19 protein-coding genes are annotated in these 18,225 nt (G+C 64.6%); 7 read left to right on the top strand and 12 right to left on the bottom strand.

Annotation, left to right across the window (positions count from 1 at the left end):
* Positions 1-64 precede the first annotated feature (64 nt).
* A complete protein-coding gene (locus AC1DEL_RS17780) occupies positions 65-814 on the bottom strand; it encodes an SDR family oxidoreductase (protein WP_441593476.1) in 750 nt (249 codons plus the stop codon).
* Between the two features lie 107 nt (positions 815-921).
* Between AC1DEL_RS17780 and AC1DEL_RS17785 the strand changes: the two genes are divergently transcribed.
* The gene (locus AC1DEL_RS17785; RefSeq protein ID WP_477159140.1) at positions 922-1,845 is read left to right on the top strand and encodes a LysR family transcriptional regulator; all 924 of its coding nucleotides are present in this window, start codon (positions 922-924) and stop codon (positions 1,843-1,845) included.
* 272 nt (positions 1,846-2,117) lie between these two features.
* Here AC1DEL_RS17785 and soxR read toward each other — a convergent pair whose 3' ends face one another.
* Positions 2,118-2,570 (bottom strand): redox-sensitive transcriptional activator SoxR, encoded by a 453-nt coding sequence (gene soxR / locus AC1DEL_RS17790; RefSeq protein ID WP_143093934.1) that lies wholly within the window; start codon positions 2,568-2,570, stop codon positions 2,118-2,120.
* 166 nt (positions 2,571-2,736) lie between these two features.
* Here soxR and AC1DEL_RS17795 point away from each other — a divergent pair, with 166 nt between their 5' ends.
* Both AC1DEL_RS17795 and AC1DEL_RS17800 read left to right on the top strand, forming a co-directional pair.
* Positions 2,737-3,165: a RidA family protein gene (locus AC1DEL_RS17795; protein ID WP_477108168.1), complete on the top strand. Its 429-nt coding sequence runs from the start codon at positions 2,737-2,739 to the stop codon at positions 3,163-3,165.
* A 106-nt stretch (positions 3,166-3,271) separates the two neighbouring features.
* Complete coding sequence (locus AC1DEL_RS17800; RefSeq protein WP_441593506.1) at positions 3,272-4,846, top strand: MFS transporter; 1,575 nt, start codon at positions 3,272-3,274, stop codon at positions 4,844-4,846.
* Positions 4,847-5,074: 228 nt separating this feature from the next.
* On the opposite strand, the gene AC1DEL_RS17805 is transcribed toward AC1DEL_RS17800, so the two are convergent.
* The 5 genes from AC1DEL_RS17805 to AC1DEL_RS17825 form a co-directional block, all read right to left on the bottom strand.
* The gene (locus tag AC1DEL_RS17805; RefSeq protein WP_477126071.1) at positions 5,075-5,692 is read right to left on the bottom strand and encodes a nitroreductase family protein; all 618 of its coding nucleotides are present in this window, start codon (positions 5,690-5,692) and stop codon (positions 5,075-5,077) included.
* Positions 5,693-5,990: 298 nt separating this feature from the next.
* Positions 5,991-6,647, bottom strand: coding sequence for a DUF799 domain-containing protein (locus AC1DEL_RS17810; protein WP_092299649.1), 657 nt, complete (start codon positions 6,645-6,647; stop codon positions 5,991-5,993).
* Positions 6,644-7,066 (bottom strand): DUF4810 domain-containing protein, encoded by a 423-nt coding sequence (locus AC1DEL_RS17815; protein ID WP_441593479.1) that lies wholly within the window; start codon positions 7,064-7,066, stop codon positions 6,644-6,646. The genes AC1DEL_RS17810 and AC1DEL_RS17815 overlap by 4 nt, the downstream gene beginning before the upstream one ends.
* A 36-nt stretch (positions 7,067-7,102) precedes the next feature.
* On the bottom strand, positions 7,103-7,783 hold the full coding sequence (locus tag AC1DEL_RS17820; RefSeq protein WP_477126072.1) for a CsgG/HfaB family protein: 681 nt from the start codon (positions 7,781-7,783) through the stop codon (positions 7,103-7,105).
* 257 nt (positions 7,784-8,040) lie between these two features.
* The gene (locus tag AC1DEL_RS17825) at positions 8,041-8,997 is read right to left on the bottom strand and encodes a LysR family transcriptional regulator (RefSeq protein WP_092299640.1); all 957 of its coding nucleotides are present in this window, start codon (positions 8,995-8,997) and stop codon (positions 8,041-8,043) included.
* A 165-nt stretch (positions 8,998-9,162) separates the two neighbouring features.
* On the opposite strand from AC1DEL_RS17825, the gene AC1DEL_RS17830 reads away from it, so the two are divergent.
* Positions 9,163-10,161, top strand: a complete 999-nt coding sequence (locus AC1DEL_RS17830) for a tripartite tricarboxylate transporter substrate binding protein (RefSeq protein WP_477126073.1) — start codon at positions 9,163-9,165, stop codon at positions 10,159-10,161.
* 11 nt (positions 10,162-10,172) lie between these two features.
* Entirely contained in the window at positions 10,173-11,258 is a 1,086-nt protein-coding gene (locus AC1DEL_RS17835; protein WP_477126074.1) for a maleylacetate reductase, read from the top strand.
* A gap of 36 nt (positions 11,259-11,294) precedes the next feature.
* Here the strand turns inward: AC1DEL_RS17835 and AC1DEL_RS17840 are convergent, their stop codons facing one another.
* Entirely contained in the window at positions 11,295-12,299 is a 1,005-nt protein-coding gene (locus tag AC1DEL_RS17840) for a hypothetical protein (RefSeq protein ID WP_477126075.1), read from the bottom strand.
* A 243-nt stretch (positions 12,300-12,542) separates the two neighbouring features.
* Between AC1DEL_RS17840 and AC1DEL_RS17845 the strand changes: the two genes are divergently transcribed.
* Positions 12,543-13,616: an AraC family transcriptional regulator gene (locus tag AC1DEL_RS17845; RefSeq protein ID WP_477126076.1), complete on the top strand. Its 1,074-nt coding sequence runs from the start codon at positions 12,543-12,545 to the stop codon at positions 13,614-13,616.
* On the opposite strand, the gene AC1DEL_RS17850 is transcribed toward AC1DEL_RS17845, so the two are convergent.
* From AC1DEL_RS17850 to AC1DEL_RS17865, 4 genes are all read right to left on the bottom strand, one after another.
* The gene (locus AC1DEL_RS17850; protein ID WP_477126077.1) at positions 13,603-14,577 is read right to left on the bottom strand and encodes a quinone oxidoreductase family protein; all 975 of its coding nucleotides are present in this window, start codon (positions 14,575-14,577) and stop codon (positions 13,603-13,605) included. The genes AC1DEL_RS17845 and AC1DEL_RS17850 overlap by 14 nt on opposite strands.
* Before the next feature lie 77 nt (positions 14,578-14,654).
* The gene (locus AC1DEL_RS17855) at positions 14,655-15,644 is read right to left on the bottom strand and encodes a Bug family tripartite tricarboxylate transporter substrate binding protein (RefSeq protein WP_477108181.1); all 990 of its coding nucleotides are present in this window, start codon (positions 15,642-15,644) and stop codon (positions 14,655-14,657) included.
* Positions 15,645-15,680: 36 nt separating this feature from the next.
* On the bottom strand, positions 15,681-16,739 hold the full coding sequence (locus AC1DEL_RS17860) for a beta-keto acid cleavage family enzyme (protein ID WP_477126078.1): 1,059 nt from the start codon (positions 16,737-16,739) through the stop codon (positions 15,681-15,683).
* A gap of 34 nt (positions 16,740-16,773) precedes the next feature.
* A complete protein-coding gene (locus AC1DEL_RS17865; RefSeq protein WP_477108183.1) occupies positions 16,774-17,619 on the bottom strand; it encodes a TauD/TfdA dioxygenase family protein in 846 nt (281 codons plus the stop codon).
* Between the two features lie 312 nt (positions 17,620-17,931).
* On the opposite strand from AC1DEL_RS17865, the gene AC1DEL_RS17870 reads away from it, so the two are divergent.
* Positions 17,932-18,219 (top strand): DUF3562 domain-containing protein, encoded by a 288-nt coding sequence (locus AC1DEL_RS17870; protein WP_477126079.1) that lies wholly within the window; start codon positions 17,932-17,934, stop codon positions 18,217-18,219.
* The last annotated feature ends 6 nt before the right edge of the window (positions 18,220-18,225 follow it).

Genomic DNA, 18,225 nt, shown 5'->3' on the forward strand with positions numbered 1-18,225 from the left:
CAAGAGTTGTCGTGATTAGTTCGCATGTGAATCATATCACGCACATCGCCTTGAACCCGTCCGCTCAGGCGTTGAAACCGCCGTCGATCGTCAGGCTTGCACCAGTAACGAAACCAGCCTCCGGGCTGGCCACGTAGGCAACCATGCCTGCGATCTCGGCCGGATGCGCGTGACGCTCCAGGGCCATCAGGGCATGGAGGGCGCCGCCGAAATCGCCGGACTCCGGATTCATATCGGTATTGGTCGGACCGGGTTGGACATTGTTGACCGTGATGCCCTTCGGCCCGAGGTCGCGCGCCATGCCTTGCACGAGCCCTTGCAGCGCCGACTTGCTCATCGCGTAAGCCGCGCCGCCCGGGAACGGCATGCGCTCGGCATTGCAGCTGCCGATATTGATGATGCGACCGCCCTGCCCCATGTGCGGCAAGACCGCCTTCGACGCGACGAAGACGGCGCGCACATTCACTTCCAGGGTCTTGTCGAAGTCTTCCAGCGAGAAGGTATCGATCCCGCCCATCAGCAGCACGCCGGCATTGTTCACGAGGATGTCGATCTTGCCGAAGTGCCGCGCGGCGTCGTCGATGGCGCGCGTGAGCGAGGCCGCATCGCCTGCGTCCGACTGGATGGCCAGTGCGCGGCCGCCAGCGGCTTCCACGCTGGCCACCAGTGCGTTGGCGTTGGCGGTCGAGCCCTTGTAGGTAAATGCCACGGCTGCGCCGTCCTGCGCCAGACGCTGGACGATCGCGGCGCCAATGCCGCGGGCGCCGCCAGTAACGAAAGCAACCTTGCCGGCAAAGGTGGTGGGGGTGGTCATGTCGAAACTCCATCGGGTTAGGGTGAGTGAAGTATCCACACACGATTGCCGCGCGAATAGCCCATAATCCGGATCATCAATTTCAACCAAAAGTATCGGATCTGACGATGGAAGGCCTGAGTCTTCTCRAATCCTTCATCCTGAGCGCCCAAACGGGCAGCTTCTCGGGGGCCGCGCGGCGTCTGGGCGTCACGCCCGCTGCGCTCAGCAAGAACGTCGCGCGCCTGGAAGCGCGGCTCGGACTGCGGCTGTTCCATCGCAGCACGCGCAATCTGACCCTCACGGCCGACGGCGAGCGCTTTCTGCACGAGGTGACCGCGCCCTACGCGGACTTGCAGGACGCCTTTTCCCATGCGGCGGAGCGCAGCGGCGCGCCGTCGGGGATGCTGAAAGTGAGCTTGGGGGTCGCGTTCGGGCGGGAATACCTGGTGCCGATGCTTGGCGAATTCCTGGGCCGCTATCCGGAAGTCGTGCCGGACTGGCATTTCGATAACCGGCCCGTCGACCTGATCGGCGGCGGCTTCGATGCGGCGATTGGGGGTGGCATCGAACTGAGCCAGGGGGTCATCGCCCGGGAATTGGCTCCCGCGCACGTGATCGTCGCGGCATCGCCGGCCTATATGGCGACCCGGCGCATGCCGAGGCACCCCTCGGAGTTGGCCCAGTTCGATGGCATCGCCCGGCGCTCGGTCGCCACCGGCCGCCAGTACGCATGGACCCTGCGCAATCCGTTCGGTGAGAAGGCCCTGGCCGAGTGCCGCACCCGCCTTATTTTCGACGACCCGGAAGCCATGGCGCACGCAGCGATGCTTGGCCACGGCGTGGCCATGCTGCCGATGCCGCACGCTTCCCGCTGGCTGCTCAGCGGCGACCTCATCCGGTTGCTGCCCGGCTGGTACGCGGATATCGGGCCGATCTGCCTCTATTACCCAAACAAGCAGCAGCTGCCGCTCAGGACGCGTGCGTTCATCGATTTCGTAGTCGATGCGTTCCGCGAACAGCGCCTGGCTGCGCGTTTCGATAGCCGCTGAGGCCATGCAGGACGAATAACGCGGCTCCAGTTGAACGTGGTGCCAGAGCTGTCGCTCCGATGGACGACCACGATCTTCATATCTGGCCAGCAGCAGGCCGGGATTTTCCGCCGCAATGGCCGGATCGTTCCAGTTGACGATTCTTCCCTGGTAGATCTCCGTGAGCAGCGCACCGGTCATGCGCAACTGCCCCGGGCGGACGCCATCCAGGTTGAACACGGGCACGACACCGCCGATCACGATGGAAAACTGCTATGGCAGACACATGACAGTCACAATCGCGAATCGCCCTCGCCCACGTGGGCGCCTGGCCCCTGTCTCGCCATCACGTCCTGCGGATTGCGCAACGGACACGCCTTCAGCGACAGGCAGCCGCAGCCGATGCAGCCGTCGAGTTGATCGCGGAGCAACGTCAACGCACGAATGCGGGCGTCGAGGTCTTCCCGCCAGGACGCTGACAGCCGGCGCCAGTCGGCCACGGTCGGTGCCTTGCCTGCCGGCAAACGCGCGAATGCGTCGGCAATGACCGCGAGCGGCACGCCCATGCGCTGGGCAATGCGTAAAACAGCCAGCCGACGGAGGATGCCGCGCGGATAGCGGCGCTGGTTGCCAGCGCTGCGCGTGCTCGAAATCAATCCCTTCGATTCGTAGAAATGGAGCGCGGACGCGGCCACGCCGCTGCGCTCGACCACTTCGCCAATGGTCAGCGGATCGCGGGCGCGCATCGGGTGCACCGGGGGCTCCAACGGAACGTTCTTCGGGGGGCGGCTCATGACAGGACCATAGAGGACAAGGAAAGCCCTTGCAGCGCGCATGGTATCGCATCGAAGCTTGACCTAAAGTGCACTTGAAGTTTGACACTGGCATCCCTTCTCCATCCAGGACCCTGCCATGCTGCTCGAATCGCCGCGCGCCCCGTACCTCCAGTTCATGAACCCGCCCGACCTCTACGACCCGCGCCTGAACGGCTATTCACATGTCGCGGTGGTGAACCGGCCCGCGAAGATCATCTTCGCGGCGGGCCAGGGTGGCGAGGACATGTGCGGCGGCCTGCTGGCCGACTTCACGGCGCAGGTCAACCGTGCACTGTCCAACCTGCGCGTGGCGCTGCAGGCCGGCGGTGCGGATATCCCAGATGTGGCCAAGATCACGGTGCTGATCGTCGATCATTCGATGGAACGGCTGGCCATCTTCAGCCGCGCCTGGCAGGCCCTGCTGGGCGACTGGCCGGCCCCCGCCTGCACGCTGATTCCCGTGCCAAGGCTGGCGATTGACGGCATGTTGTTCGAGATCGAGGCGGTGGCGGTGCTGCCGGAATAACAGGTCTGGACCATTCCAAACCGGGCGACTCCATTTACTATGCTAGTCACCATCGACCGGCACGGGAGCGAGCTTGGCCAATCCGGATCTTCTCGATCGCGACCCAATGGCCGCGCGCGTCGTCGCTGCGCAAGCCAGCCCTTGTGACGAACTCGTCATCCGTACGCAGCCCAACGCGGTCGATCGTCCGTGCCGGCGCAAACGTATGGCGCTCGCCGCGACGATCCTCGGCTCAAGCATGGCGTTCATCGACGGCTCCGTCGTCAATGTTGCGCTGCCCGCCATGCAGAGCGAGCTCGGCGCGAGCGTTGCGGCAATGCAGTGGATCGTTAACGCCTACCTGCTCTTTCTCGGGTCCCTCGTGCTGGTGGGCGGATCGATGGGCGACAAGCTCGGCCGCCGCACGGTGTTCATCGCCGGCGTCGGGGTCTTCACGGTGGCGTCGGCCGCTTGCGGGCTCGCGCCAAACGCGAGTTCGCTGATCGTCGCGCGCGCTGTCCAGGGCATTGGCGCGGCGCTCTTTGTCCCCAGTAGTCTCGCGATCATCGGCGCCGTGTTCGAAGGCGAAGCACGCGGACGGGCGATTGGCACCTGGGCGGCCGTCGGCGCGATCACGTCGGCGGTGGGGCCGGTGGCAGGCGGCGCGCTTGTCGACGCGTTGTCGTGGCGCGCAATATTTTTCCTCAACGTACCGCTTGCAGCGCTGACAATTGCGCTGGCGATGTCGTCAGTGCCGAATAGCCACAAGCTCGATGCGCCTCAGCAACTGGACTGGCCCGGCGCGCTGAGCGCGGCGGCCGGGCTCGCCACCCTCACCTATGGCCTGACCCAGGTGTCGGCGCGCGGCTTCGCGCATCCGCTCGTACTGGGCACGATCGGCGCCGGCGTGCTCGTGCTGGGCGCATTCGTGAGGATCGAAGCGAACAGCCGTCATCCCATGATGCCACTCGACGTGTTTCGCTCCCGCGATTTCACCGGCGCCAACCTCGTCACCCTACTGCTCTACTTCGGTCTGGGCGGCGCACTGTTCTTCCTGCCGTTCACGCTGATACGCGCACATGCCTACACCGCAACCGAAGCAGGCGCCGCGCTGCTACCGGTGCCGGTCATCATCGGCTTGCTATCGCGCTTCACCGGCAGCCTGACAAGCCGCTTCGGTTCGCGGGCACTGTTGAGCGCTGGCCCGGCCGTCGCCGGCATCGGATTCGCGATGCTGGCGCTGCCGTTCGTGCATGGCGGCTATTGGACCGGATTCTTCCCGGCACTCGCCGTGCTCGGGCTCGGTATGACGATCACCGTCGCGCCACTCACGGCGACGGTAATGGGCTCCGTGCCGGGCGACCAGGTAGGCATCGCCTCCGGCATCAACAACGCGGTTGCCCGGGTGGCGAGCCTGCTGGCCGTTGCGGTGCTCGGCATCGTGTTCGTGTGGTCGCACGAAGCGGCGCTGTCGGCGCGGCTGGATGCACTGCATATTCCTCAGGATGCACGCCAGACCGGGCAATTGCTGGAGCCGGACGGAGCGGCAGCAGGCGACACCCGTACACCGCCTCAGGGCCCCTTGGCGCGGGCGGAGGCCGAAGCCATCGCTGACGCCCTGCGCGCCGTGGCGCTTGTGGCCGCCGCCTGCGCGTTTGCCGGAGCGGGTGTAGCGATGGCGACCATCCAGCGCCGCAAGTGACGTGCTTCGCGTCGGCCGCAGAAGGCGAGCGTAAATCCACCTTTACAAAATCCCACGGCGAAATGCCATGCAGCACGATTATCGAAGCGCATGGCGGCCGGTTGTGGGCGAGTGCCAATCTGCCACGGGGAGCCGTTGTGCAGTTCATCGTGCCTGAGGAGCCCACTGATCATGGATGCCGAAGCGCAGTTGCCTTCGGCATCCATGATGAAGGGCTCTGTGTGGGACCTACGCGAAGTCAAGCACCTCTGCTACTGCGCGGCGCGGCTTTTGCGCCCAGTTCTCGGGCAGGGCTGACCCGACGGACAGCAGCATGACGGGCACTTCGTCTTCGGCCAGCCCGAACTCACTTGCTACCGCCTCGGCGTCGAAACCGATCATCGGCGACGAACCCAGGCCCAGCGCATGCGCAGCATAGATCAACGCCGTCGCGCTGATGGCACCGGTGCGTACCGCCTCGTCGCGCTGGAGCTGCGGATGCTCGAAGTACAGGCCGCGCGCAGCATCTTCGAACCCCGTGGCGACCTTCGCCGGCATGATGCCCGCCTCCACGGCTGGCGCCAGGCGCTTCGGCAACACCCGATGGTCGGCCAACTGTCCGCAGATGATGAAGGTAACGGAGGCATCGGTGATCTTGGGCTGGTCCCAGGCAACGGCCCGCAGGCGCGCCTTGGCTTCAGGCGTGCGCACTGCGATGAAGCGCCAGTTCTGCAAGTTGAAGGATGTCGGCGCAGTGGTGGCGACTCTTACCAACTCGCGGATCTGATCGTCGCCCACGGTAAAGGCAGGGTCGTACAGACTGATGGTACGACGGCTCACAAGGGATTCGATGATAGCGTTGGCCATGGTGATTCCTATGGTCGAAGGACTGGGTTGAGAGGCACGGGTGGTGATCTGTTGCGATCGTRGTAACACGGCGCAGAACAAATCTTATGGAATCCGCCGGCCTGCCGGTAGATCCGGGAAGGCGCTCACAGCGTTGTCCTGCCGGCACCAATCCTCCCGTTGCTTCGGGTAACGATGCAATGTGATATTGCCGTTTGCAGCTGCCGTTTCCCCCAGACAAAGTGAAAATGCCGCAACACCGCTCCGACGAGGAGACAGTGCTGCGGCATTCTTTCTTGCGCAGCCGAACCCGGCGAGATCAGTCTGCCTGGTACTTCGGCGAGCGCGGGCCGTACAGGATGCCACCCGGCATGCCGGCGGACAAAAGACGCACACTGGCCGTGCCGGCCACCGGATAGCTGGCGTCGGTCAGATGATTGACCGCCTGGTTGATGGCGGCGGTGATCAGCATGCCGATTAGGCCGCCGCCGCTGTTGCCACTGTCGTTAGCTGCCACTGCCGTGCCGCTCCACAACACGTCGCCGGTCTTCAGGTCTACCAGCTTCGCATTCGCGGCCACGCGGGTCACGCTGCTCAGTACCTGGTAACGCGAGCCGTAGTCCGTCACGGTCACGTACAGCGCGGCATCCGCACCGAAGATTTCGCGCAGCTTGGGCACGGGTGCCGTGTGGATGTCACCAGGCACGGTCAGGCCATTCTGCCGGAACGTTTCGTCGACCAGCGCCACCGGCAGCACGTAGTAACCCGACTCAGCCAGCGGATACGTGGCTTGCGACAGCATGGCGTACGTGGCCTTGATGTCAGGCGACTCGTTCAGCGGCGGCAGCACCACGATCGAACGCGGGCGAGCGGCCTTGAACGCAGCGTAATCCACCTGTTTTCTGGGCACGGCACAGCCTGCGAACAACATCACGATGCCGAGCGTGGCGACGTAGGTCAGCATTCGACGCATCATTTGACGCTCCCTTCCGTGGCATCTGCCTTGGCGGGCGGCGTGGCGCCCACCGTCACATCCTTGCGCTCGTCAGTCTTCACATTGCGCATCAGAAAATCCATGTAAGGCGTGGACTCCGGGAACAGCGTCTTCTCTGTCTGGAATTCCTTGACCATCTGATCGCCCTTCCCGACATTCAGATACAGCATGCCAAGCTGGGCGTGATAGCCAGGTGGCACGCTTCCGTCTTTCGCCTTGATCTTTTCCAGGCCACTTTCCAGCGCGGTGATCTGCGCTTCCTTCGATTCGCCCTTGAAGTACGCGTAGACCTGGGATTGATACCCCTCCCATTGGTACATCGATTGTGGACCTGCACAACCGGCCAGCAGGCCGGCAGCCGACAAAAACGCCGCGTTGCGCAGCGTAACCCATGACTTCATTGTTGTTCTCGCTCTTGTTGGTATAGGCCTATGCGTTTACTGCGCCGGCTTCCATGCGCCGCTTTCGATCGCGCTGACCAGGTTGTTCACGGCTTCACGCATGGCCAGGTCCATCACCTTGCCATTGAGCGTGGAGTCATAGCTGGCCGTACCGCCAAACCCGATCACCTCGCGATTCGACAGCTTGAATTCGCCGGCGCCCTGCGTGGCGTAAACCACTTCAGAGGTGCTGATGTTGACGACGTTCAGGTTCACCTTGGCATAAGCGACCTGCTCGCGGCCGCGGCCGAGAATACCGAAAAGCTGCACGTCGCCCACTTCCTTGCGGCCAAATTCGGTGATATCGCCGGTCACCACGAAGTCGGCGCCCTTGAGCTTCTGCGCCTGATTCTTGATAGCGGCTTCGCGCTTGATCTCGTCGAGGTTCTCGCGCTCAAGCACACTGAAACGGTTGGTCTGCTGCAGGTGCGTCACCAGGCTGGTCTTGGCCTGGCCGCTCAGACGGTCGATGCCGTCGGAGAACACGCCGCGCATGTAGTTGGAACGGTTATCGAACTTGCCTACGGCAATGGGGGTGCGCACGCCGTTATAGGGGCGGCTCGCGCTTTCCACCTTTTGCACCGGCAGCGCGGTCGACGATTCAGTTGCGCATCCCGCCAGACCGAGGGCGGCGGCAGCGGCGGCACCGAGCAGGCAGTAGTTCTTGAGACTCTTCAATTCATTTCTCCAGACAAGGAACAAAACGACACATCTATCACGCCGTGACCGAGTGTGGATTGATCCCATTCAACCCTCTACGGTATCGGCAGCCGCAAGTCTGGATTAAGGCAAAATCCGCGGGATCCCCTCTTCGGTAGGGAGACCAACGCACAGTTCCCAAGTCGTTCCGCGAACTTGCCTGCGAGTCATGAGTGAAGCGATAAAGATTCCACAGGGAATCACAAGGGAGAACCTTTGGCGCAAGCAACGCCCGGCTACGCCCCACCCAAAACAGGCTCGTAGGAAGCAGTCCGCGTCATCGCCAGTTGCCACGATGGGGGGGCCCCAATGCATTGGTTCAGGTGCGAGGTGAAGGCCCGAAGCTTGGCCGAGGCGCGGGGCTGGGCGCGTAGCAGGTAGATGCCGCCTTGCGCCTGCGGGCGGAGGCCATCCAGCAGCAATTCTTCCAGCCGCCCCGCGCCGATGTCTTCGCCGACCGACCAGTCCGGCATCAGGGCGATGCCCAGCCCCTGCAATACCGACAGCCGCCGCGCATCGCAATCGTCGCACTCGACTGCGAACAGCGCCTGCGCGGCGTGGGTGGGTTCCAGGAGTTCGCGCCAGCCGCGCATGCTTGTGCTGTGGCCCCGGTCGATCAGGCGGTGGTGCTGCAGCTCGTCGGCGTGCACCGGCCTGCCATGCGCGCGCAGGTAGTCCGGCGTGGCGCAGATCACGTATCGTTGGCTGGCCACGCGCTGGGCGATCAGGTTGCTGTCAGCCTGTTGCCCGACGCGCACCACAACGTCGAATCGTTCGAGCACCGGATCGACCACGCGCTCGGTCAGCTCCAGCTCCACGGTCAGGTCCGGATACTGTGCGTAGAGGGAGCCGAGGTGCGGCACGACGTGCCGCCGCGCAAACGCCGGAAGGCACGCCACGCGCAGCCGGCCGCTAACGCCCTGCTCCAGCGCCGTCACCGCATCGCGCGTTTCGTTGAGTTCCTGGAGGATGCGCGCGGCCCGCTGGTAGAGGAGATCGCCCGCCTCCGTGCGGACCAGCGCCCGCGTGGAGCGCGTGAAAAGCGCCACGCCCATTTCCCGCTCCAGCACATCGATCTGGCGCGATACCGACGACGCCACCTGCCCGCGCCGCCGCGCGACGGCCGAGAAGCTCCCTTCGCGCGCCACATCGACGAAGACGGCCAGGTTCTCAGCAAAGCGAATGAATTCCATTTGTGCGCTCCCCGCAAAGGCATTACGCGTCCGGCTTGACTTTTCACCGCAAACCGACAGGAATAGTATCAACATCCCAGACCAGAGAGGCAAGTCTTTGCGAAATGCGCAAAGCATGCAGCCTCCGTCATCCGGATTGTCGAAACCCTACTGGAAGGCACCGCAATGGAGACAACTTACCTCTCAGCCGCCCTGCGCTCGATGCGCGGGCGCCCCCGCCGCATGCTGGCCGCCGCGCTCCTCATGTGCGCAACCGGGCACGTCATGGCCGACGACTGGCCGGCCAAGTCGGTCACGATCATCGTGCCCTATGCGGCGGGCGGCACCGTCGACAAGGTCGCACGGCAGGTGCAGGATGGCCTGCACACCCGCCTGGCGCAAACCGTCGTGGTGGATAACCGCGCGGGCGCCGGCGGCACCATCGGCACCGGCCAGATTGCCCGGAGCCCTGCGGATGGCTACACGCTCGGCATGGTGTTCGATTCCTTCGCTACCGAATCCCACATCTATCCGAAACTGCCCTATGTCGCGAAGCGTGACCTGACGGGCGTGTCGTATATGGTCCGCTCCCCGATGGTGCTCGTGGTGCCGGCCAGTTCGCCCTACCAGACCCTTCAGGATTACGTCAACGCCACGCGTACGCCGAAGAAGGTCTCGTACGCGTCGGTGGGCGCCGGGAGTTCGAACCAACTTGTGGCGGAAGCGTTCTTCGAAGCCGCCGGCACCAGCGGCATTCACACCCCCTACAAGGGTGGCGGGCCCGCGATCAACGACCTGCTGGGCGCCCACGTGGACTCGATGATCGCCAGCCTGCCGCTGATCCTGCCTTACGTGCAGGCCGGCAAGCTGCGCGCGCTGGCGGTAACCTCTCCGCAGCGCGACGCCCGTCTGCCCGAGGTGCCCGCCGTAGCGGAACGCTACAAGGGCTTCGAAGCCTACTCGTGGGTGGCGATGATCGCGCCGGCCAAGACCCCGCCCGCCGTGCTGGAGAAACTGTCCGCGGCGGTGACCGCCACGCTGCGCGACCCGGCCATCGCCAAGCAGTTGAGCGCCGGCGGCTTCGAGATCGTGGCCGGCAATGCCGCCCAGACCAACAAGCTGATCCAGGACGAGTCCGCGCGCTGGGGTCGCCTGATCAAGGCCCGCAACATCACACTCGAATAGATGCCGCCGTCATGAATCCTTTCGTCTATCAGTCCCGCCCGCAGCGCGTGGTCTTCGGCGCGGGCTCGCTGGCCCGACTGCCTGAGGAAGCCGATGCGCTCGGCGTCAAGCGCGTGCTCGTGCTCTGCACGCCCGGGCAACGGGCACTCGCGGAGCGGGCCAGCGCGTTGCTGGGTGACCGCAGCGCGGGCATCTTCGATGGCGCCGTCATGCACGTGCCCGTGGAACAAGCCCGCAAGGCGCGCACCGTGGCGGCGGAGTGTGGCGCCGACTGCGCGCTGGCCATCGGCGGAGGATCGACGATCGGCCTCGGGAAGGCGATTGCGCTGGAGTCCGCACTGCCGGTCATCGCTGTGCCCACCACCTACGCCGGCTCGGAGGCCACGCCGATCTACGGCCTGACCGACGCCGGCCTGAAGCGCACCGGACGCGATGCCCGTGTCCTGCCGCGCACGGTCATCTACGATCCGGAGTTGTCACTGCGCCTGCCGCGCATGGTCAGCGTGACCAGCGGCATCAATGCCATCGCCCATGCAGCCGAAGGCCTCTATGCTGGCGATCGCAATCCGGTCAGCGACTGGATGTCGCGCGAAGGTATCGCGGCGCTGGGTCGTGCGCTGCCAGTCATTGCGCGGGAAGGTGGTGAGGACGGTGCGGAAAGGCTCGCCGCACGTGGCGATGCGCTCTATGGGGCGTGGCTGTGCGGGGCCGTGCTTGGCAGCGTCACGGCAGGGTTGCACCACAAGCTGTGTCATACGCTGGGCGGCACCTTCAACCTGCCGCATGCAGAAGTCCATACGATTGTGCTGCCGCATGCGCTGGCCTACAACGCCCCTGCCGCGCCGGCCGCCATGGAGGCCATCGCTCGTGCGCTGGGCGCCACCGATGGCAACGCGCCGGCGGCGGTCTTCGACCTCGCCGCCTCGCTCGGCGCCCCTACCGCGCTGCGCGATATCGGGTTGAAGGAAGAGGATCTGGAGCGGGCATGCGAACTGGCCCTGCAGAATCAGTACCCGAATCCGCGACCATTGGAAGCGTCTGGCATCCGTACCCTCCTGCGCGACGCCTTCCTGGGCAGTCGTCCGACGCTTCCCTAGCGAGGCTGACTCGGTATAGGGCCCTGCGCGCCGCCGTCAGAAGCGATAGCCGAGCCCTGCGAGGAACATATCCGTATCCCGGCTGTATCCCGTCAGGGTTCGGTTCCATGACAGCCGTGCCAGCCAGTGATCGCCGAGCCGGTAGCTTGTCGACAGCGTAAACAGGCCAGACCAATGGGACGGTGAGGGGTCCGCGCCGGGGCCGCTGACACGGAGGCTGGTAGCGTAATAAGGACCGGCACCGAAACCGAGCGTCAGCCGGTCTCCCAGGAAGGCCCCGGATACCCAGGCCTGCGTCGCCACGCCGCGGCGCCGGACTGACCTGGCGCTTCCTTCGTCGAGGTAGCTGACCGTCCCTTCCACGTAGCGCCAAAGCTGGTGCCGATATTCAAGCGCGCCGCCAAAGACCATGTCCGACTCGAAATCATTGACGACGACGCCACCCAGCATGACGGTCAGTTCGTTGGGCGTGGCGTCTTTGCCCCGGTGAGCCGATCCCACGACCGGCCCTGGCAGGTTGTCGCGGTCGAGTTGATAGCCCACGCCCAGCAGAACCGTGTTGGAATTGAAGCCCGACGCCTGCCACGTCCGGTTGAAGCGTGCCTGCAACATCCAGGGGCCACCGACGTACCAGCTGGCCGCCGCGCTGGCCAACACCCCGACGCCGTGCTTGTTTTCGTAGCTGCCATCGGGCTGGTGGCTGGTGGTGTCGAAATAGAGATAAGGGCCGGCGCCCAGCGAGAGCGCCAGCCGCCTGTCCAGCGCCAGGTAACGCCACCAGAGTTGGGCGCTGTGCCCGTCGCGGTGATGGCCGGTGATATGGCCCTCGTTCAGGTAGGTATAGCTGGCGTACCAGTGCTCCGTCAGGTTTTGCTGATAGACGTAGGCATAGGCGTAGCTACGGTCGTCCTCGGTCTGGATCGGCGGGTTGGTATAGAAGCCGCCGAGCAGCAGCACCTCCTGCCCATATGCGGCAATGGATGCCAGCGCCAGTAGTCCGGCGGCGAGGAGCGTCAACCAATGACAACGGGCGCGGGGCATCGATCTCCGCCTTGAGCAGGGGTGAACTCGAATTATCTTAGCAACGGAAAATGAAAACCCCCAAGGCAAGCAGCAGACGCGCCGTGCAGATCTGCCCCGACACCCTGGTCGCATGTTTGGTTTGGGGCACATGCCAATGACGGTCAACATCTTTTCGGCGGCTTCTGCCGCCTCCGCCAGCCACCTGACAGGACACCGTGCTGAGGCATAATCGCCTGCACCGCATGCCAGCAAGCCCTCTCCATGCCATACACCGGACGAATTGTTCGCAGTGCCAGCCTGAACGGCTACATCGAACTGATGGAGTCGCTTGGATTGGATCCGGGGATCTTCCTCCGCAAGGTCGGCCTGTCGACGCGGCTGCTCAAGGACCCCGAGTCCCCCATTCCCAGCCATGCCCTGCGCGAGTTGCTCGAGACCACGGCGAGTGCAACCGGCATGGAAGACATTGCACTCCGGCTGGCGGCGCGTCGCTCCCTCTCGAATCTCGGACCGATCAGCCTGGTGCTGAAGGAAGAGCCGTCACCACGACAGGCGCTCGCTACCCTGTGCCGCTACCTGCGACTGGTTAGCACCGCACTGGTCATACGTATCGAGGACGACGGCCCGACCGTCACCATCCGGGAGGATCTGTTGCCGACACCCGGTCCGGCTACCCGCCAGGCAATGGAGCTGTCGGTGGCCATGATGTTTCGCATCTTGTGCGAGCTGGTCGGCCCGAAATGGCGGCCGTTGCAGGTCTGCTTCACGCACCGCCAGCCAGCCGATGTCTCAGCCCACCGCACGTTTTTCGGACGTAATCCGAGCTTCAACCAGCCGTTCAACGGCATCGTCTGCGCGGCTTCCGATCTGCAAGCGCTGCGCACGCCCGACCATTCCGGCGCCATGGAACTGGCGCGGAGGCACCTCGACGCCGCGCTGAAGCGCCGCGGCACAGGCATCCGCGCCTCCTGCAGCGAGCTGATCCTGGCGCTGCTCCCGAGTGGCCGGTGCACGGCGCAGCAGGTAGCCCGGCACCTGGGCATCGACCGGCGCACGCTGCACCGCCACCTCATCGTCGAAGGGCTGACCTTCTCCGCCCTACTTGACGAGACACGCAGCAACCTGGTAATCCGGCACTTGCGGGAAAGCGACCAGCCGATCGGCGAGATCGCGAGCCTGCTGGGATTCGCCACGCAGAGCAGTTTCAGCCATTGGTTTCGTGCGGCCTTTGGCTGCAGCGTCACGGATTGGCGCAAGCATGAGGCCGATCCGTCAGCCGGCCCCACTGCCGGCCGGGCTCATCGTCGCCCGGCTCCCGCCGTCAGTCCGCAATAAGCGCGATCTTGCCCATGTGCTGGCTGCGTTCGATATAGGCATAGGCATCGCCGATCGCATCCATGGGGAACGTGCGGTCGATCGGCAGCCGGAGCTTGCCTTCCCGGTAATGCGGCAGCAGGTCGCGCGCGCACGCCTGGATGCACGCCAGCCGCTCCTGCTCGCTCCGCGTGCGAAACGTGGCGCCCATCAGCTTCAGGCGATTCAGCCACAGCAGGTTGAGATCCAGCTGCGCGGTGCTTGCCCCGCCCAGTCTTGCGAGATTGACCAGGCGACCCTGGATGGCGAGGCTCCTGACATGGTCCTCGAAGACCGTGCCGCCAATCGTGTCCAGGATGACGTCGACACCGCGCCCGTCGGTGGCAGCCATGATGGCTTCGACCTGCGCGTCACGCGAGGCATTGATGCCGACGTCGACCCCATAGCCGGCAAGGCGTTTCAGCTTCTCGTCCGACCGCGATGACGCGATCACCGGCCGGGCGCCCAGCGCCGCCGCGACCATGATCGCGGCCATGCCAACCCCGCCCGAGGCGCCATTGATGAACACCGACTCCCCGGCCTTCAACTCGCCGTTGGTGATCAGGGCATCGTGAGCGGTGATGAAGACGTTGGGAAATACTGCTGCCTCGGTCCACGAGACATCCTCCGGTACCGGCATCAGCGCCAGCGGGAAGACGACCACGTACTGGGCATGGCAGTTCCGGCCATGCCCCATGACGCGGTCGCCTTCGCGCCAGCCGCTGACCTGCTCGCCCACGCTGGCGACCTCGCCCGCAAACTCGACACCCGCCGTCATCGCCGATCCAGTGCGATGCTCCCGCATGTACTTGATCTCGCCATAGTTGATGCCCGACGCGCGGACGCGCACCAGCACCTCACCGGGCCCCGGCTTCGGCACCGGAATATCCTGCACCGCCAGCGAACCGCCGTCCGCGCCTGGTAACACACGTACTGCTTTCATCCTGCCTCCTCTTGAACTCGCCCGCCTGCAACGCATGGCCACGGGATGGACTGCCCGCGCGCGAACCTCGCGCGACGTCATTGGGGTGTGAAGTTGATCGAACGCAGCAGCTTGCCCTGGCGCTCATAGGACTCCCGCACGTCCCGGGAAAGCTCCTCGGGCGTCGCGGGCGTGCCAACATCCATGCCCATGTCTTCGATCTTTCGCCGCAGCGTGGGCGATTGCATGGCGTTGAGGATGGCGTCGCGCATCCTGGCGATCACGGCCTGGGGTACATCCGGCGCGGCCCAGAGTCCCATCCAGCCCACTTCGTTGAGGTCCGGATAGCCCAGCTCCGTAAAAGTGGGCACACCGGGAAGCGCCGTGAGCCGTTGAGGAAAGGCAACGGCGAAGGCCGTCAGCTTGCCGGCCTTGATAAACGGCAGCGAGGTGGCCGGGCCGTCGAACATAAGGGGAACCTGTCCGCCCATGATGTCCTGCAACGCCGGGGGAGACCCCTTGTAGCTCACGGCACCGGTATCGAGCCCAGCCAGTCGATTGAACTGGACGCCGATGGTATGGCCGCGCAGGCCGATACCGAAGTTCGCAACGTCGACCTTTCCGGGGTGCGCCTTGATGTACCGGACAAGTTCCGGCAGGCTCTTCGCCGGCAGGCCCGGATTGCCGACCAGTATCAGCCCTTGCCGCGTGAGCTGGACGATCGGCACGATGTCCTTGAAGGGGTCGTAGTGCACCTTGATGGCGTGCGGCACCTCCGAGGCGATGCCCTTCTGGATCAACATGAAGGTGTAGCCGTCCCGCGGTGCAGACAACAAGCCCTGCACCGCGATGGTCCCGGCCGCACCGGCCTTGTAGTCGACGATCACGGTCTGCCCGAGCGGCCCCTGCAGCGCCTGCGCGAACAGCCGCGCCAGGGTGTCCGCCGTGCCGCCCGGCGGGGCGCCCACCAGTATCCGCACCGGCTTGGTTGGCCATTCGGCGGCCTGGACGCCCTGCGTGGCGATCAGCGCGCCGCAGGCAAGCGTGATCGCGAGTACCTGACGCACCGTCCGGGTGATGTGATGCATGGCTGTCTCCTTTCTTATCGGCCCAGTGACGGGCGCTTACTGGGTCTTCCGCAAGAAGCCCTGCGTTCCGCCGTTGCGGTTGGGCGCGAATCCGTTGGCTTTCAAGGACTCTTCTACCGTGTCGTAGAACACGCCGATCCTGCTGATCTCCCGCGCCTGTCCGGCCGTGGCGATGTCCCGGCCCAGTTCGCGCGAGATACGCACCAGTTGCTCGATCTGCTCGACAGTGCTCTGCTTCGCCGTGCGCCTCGGATTCCACAGCACATCCTCCGTGCCGCAGCGCACATGCAAGCCCATGGCGATGCCGATCGTATTGACGGGCAGCACATTGCGCACATTGCTTTCCACGGTCACGACGGCGCCATCCGGCACGGCACGCATGAAGTTGGCCAGGCTGTAGATGCTGGGCGTATCCATCCCGCCGCCAATCGCCACCCAGTTCAGGTTCAGCGGCCCCCGGTAGAAGCCGCGTCGCATCAGCCGCTCGACTGACTCGAGGCTGTTGACGTTGTAGCACTGGAACTCGCTCTGGATGCCGGCCAGCGTCAGGCGGCGCACGTGCTCCTCGACCCAGCCCGGGTTGGCGGGCACCGTCAAGTTCTTGTAGGCGTTGAAGAGCGTCATGTCCTGGCGCGAGGTGCCCCGGAAGTCCGCATCCTCGGCATGGTCGGTCACGTTCATCTGCGAAGTGTTGACCGTCACCGTCACCTGATCCGGCTTCGGATCCAGGTCGGCCAGCATGTGCCGGGTATCGTCAGACAGCCACTTGGCGGCCTGGCCCTCGTCCTCGGGGGCGAAGGAGATCGAGCCGCCTACCTGGATGATCATCTCCGGCACGGCCTTGCGAACGCCGGCAATCAACTCGTTGAATTTGGACAGGCGCTTGCTGCCCTTGCCGTCGAGTTCGCGCACGTGCAAATGCAGCACGGTCGCGCCGGCGTTGTAGCAGTCCACCGCCTTCTGGATCTGTGCTTCCATTGTGACCGGAATGTCCTCGGGGAAGTCGGAAGGCAGCCAGCCTGGGGCGTAGGGTGCGGCGGTGATAATCAGCGGCTGCTGGTTCTCGGGGAAGAGATGGCCGTCGAGAAAGTTCATGATGATGCTCCGTGGGGAAGACGCGAACGTGTGGTTACTTGGGGATGTCGCCCACGATGCCGGCGCGCTCCATTTTTCGTGGCGCTGGCCAGTAGTCGTTCAGCGCATAGTGCTGCGTGCAGCGGTTGTCCCACACGGCCACGTCGCCCTGCTGCCATGACCAGCGCACCTGATACTCGGGAATGGTGGCGCGGCTGATCAGATAGTTCAGCAGCAACGCGGCACCCGGCGCCTTGTCGACGCCATGGCGTACATTGGCCGGCGTGCTGTAGTTGGTGAAATGCGTGGTGAACCCTGCGCCAACGAACAGCACCTTCTCCCCGGTCTCCGGATGGATACGCACGACCGGATGCTCCACCGACGGATGCTCCGCGACCAGTTTTGCGCGGCCCTCGGGCGACATGACCGCGCCGAAGCTGTGTTCGATGCTGGCCCTGGCGCGCAGGCCATCGATCTTCTGCTTGATCTCTTCCGGGATCTCTTCGTACGCCTTGACCATGTTGACCCAGATGGTGTCACCACCGATCTCGGGACATTCCATGCAGCGCAGGACCGCCCCCATGGCGGGATTGGGCCGCCACAGGCCATCGCAGTGGTAGTTGTTCTCGTAGCTGTGCGGATTGTCACTACGGTAGATGCGCACCAGGCCGGGGTACTCCGGGTCACTGCCGGCGACGGGATGGTCTTCCAGCTCGCCGAAGCCGCGCGCAAACTTCACGTGCTCGGCCCGCGTGATGTCCTGATTGCGAAAAAACAGCACCTTGTGCGCAAGCAGCGCGGCCTTGATCTCCGCGAACAGCGCAGGGTCGCGCGACGCTTCTCCAAGGTCGACCCCCGAAATCTCCGCCCCGATGGCGGGAGTGATTTGCCTGATTCTCATGCTCGTCTCCTGCGGCCTGATGAACCTTGGGCCGGTTCATCGTTGGATGAATTCGGAGCGAGTTTCTGCCGTTTCCAGGGCGGGCGCTTGTCGATGTGGGACATTCATTTGCTAATTTGGGACAGCCGCCCAGGCATCGAGCGTGGCGCGAGATGCGCCAGCGATCCCTCGGACAGGGCCGGGCCGCTGGGCGAAAAAGGCACTTGGTTCGATAGGGAACGCACCGCACCGCGATGCCGGCATCTGGCACGGCTACCCAAACAGGCAGCGTCTACACTTGGTGTGGTAAAAACGCATGTATCAACATCATCCATGACGGACTCTGACGCTGGCACTGGAAATCCTGAACCGGCGTCAGGTGAGGATTCCGGGCGTCCTCCGCTGGCGGTCCAGGCCATCGAGCGCATCGCACTTCGCAGTGGCATACCAAGGGAAGTTGTCCGACAGGAGTTCTGGAGTGCATGGGACGCATTGCTGTCCGATGCGAAGTGCAAGGACTATGTTCTACTCTTCGCGGAGAAGAGAGTGCTGGAAGTCCTTCGGCGCAAATACGTACCGCAGTCGTCGCTCGATCGGCGGCCCGATTCGCCTGGCGCATAATCCCTG

This window comes from Cupriavidus sp. 10L43_2, from assembly GCF_056395265.1.